Raw genomic sequence first — 1,060 nt, forward strand, 5'->3', positions numbered from 1 at the left:
GTACCTTGAATGTCAAACACCCCGTTAGGGATATAGGATAGTACGTGTCCAGTGGTATCATCGACATCCTTCACGTCAGACACATCTGCTACAGCGAAGTATCGCTTAATGCTGGTGAATGACCCACGAGGCGCTGAGAAAGAATACTGAGCGTCCTACAGCGAATGGTCTGGCATTGTCACCTAAGGCAAACTCTGAGCCCACATCAAGTTGGATAGACTTCGAGGTAAGGACCCCAGAGCTTGTCATCACGAACTGAACCTCATCAGACCAAAGTAGTAGCTGCTCGCTAAACGGAACGGCATACTTAAGGATTGAGATTCGAGGGTGACTTACAGCTACGTCAATAGGGTCATCGCCGCTCAGTGTCGCCACACTCTTAGGGAAGAACGCAAAGTAGCTGGCTGAACGGCTCATGATTACGTTCTCTCCTGACAAGAACCCTAGCCTGTTCCTGTAGAAGAACACATCGTTAATCGCAGCATCCACGAAGCTAGGCATAGGGTTTTGTGTCATCGTTTACCAGCACCACGCTTGGACCAATCCAGAGTCTTAAACTCAAAGGAGCCATCAGATTGTCGTACCAGAGCGTGTGGCATTGTGGTGTTATCGAACCCAGTGACAACTCCCGGCTCCACTGTCTCCTTCCACGTCTTAGTGTTGGAGTCATACATCACGTAGTATTCATCGGCGCTGCTGTTTGTCTCGCCTTGAATCTTAATGATATACCCATTAGGAGCGGCAAGAGGTAGTTTAGAGATTGTCTGCACAGTGTCTAGGACTGGGCTTATTAGCTGGTTAGCGTAGCCATCCTCCGTCTCAACTGAGTTAATGTCAGTCCCTGAAGGGGCAGTGATTAACAGGAAGCCAGACCCAAGGTCGAACGTGAAGGTAGGGTAAGCAGCAACAAGAAGGTCTCTCAGAGCTGCACCGATGGCCTGAGCATCCACCTTTAGGTGGGTCATTCTCGGCATCATTACCTTGCTGGCAACTTATGCGAAAACCTTTAACGCCTCCGTTGATTCCTTACCTTAAGGGGTGCGACCATACTGTCCACCGC

Annotated in this window: 2 protein-coding genes and 1 pseudogene; all 3 read right to left on the minus strand. The window is 49.7% G+C overall.

The window, feature by feature from the left end; translation table 11 throughout:
• A pseudogene (locus AC2W7G_RS16995) lies at positions 1-116 on the minus strand (phage nozzle protein); the annotation flags it as partial.
• Positions 106-516 (minus strand): phage nozzle protein, encoded by a 411-nt coding sequence (locus AC2W7G_RS17000; RefSeq protein ID WP_485869479.1) that lies wholly within the window; start codon positions 514-516, stop codon positions 106-108. The pseudogene AC2W7G_RS16995 and the gene AC2W7G_RS17000, both read right to left, overlap by 11 nt.
• Positions 513-977 (minus strand): phage nozzle protein, encoded by a 465-nt coding sequence (locus tag AC2W7G_RS17005; protein WP_485869480.1) that lies wholly within the window; start codon positions 975-977, stop codon positions 513-515. Before AC2W7G_RS17005 ends, AC2W7G_RS17000 begins: the two co-directional genes overlap by 4 nt.
• Positions 978-1,060: the final 83 nt, after the last annotated feature.

The sequence above is a fragment of the Aeromicrobium sp. PFPM2_SD2 genome (genome assembly GCF_057364525.1).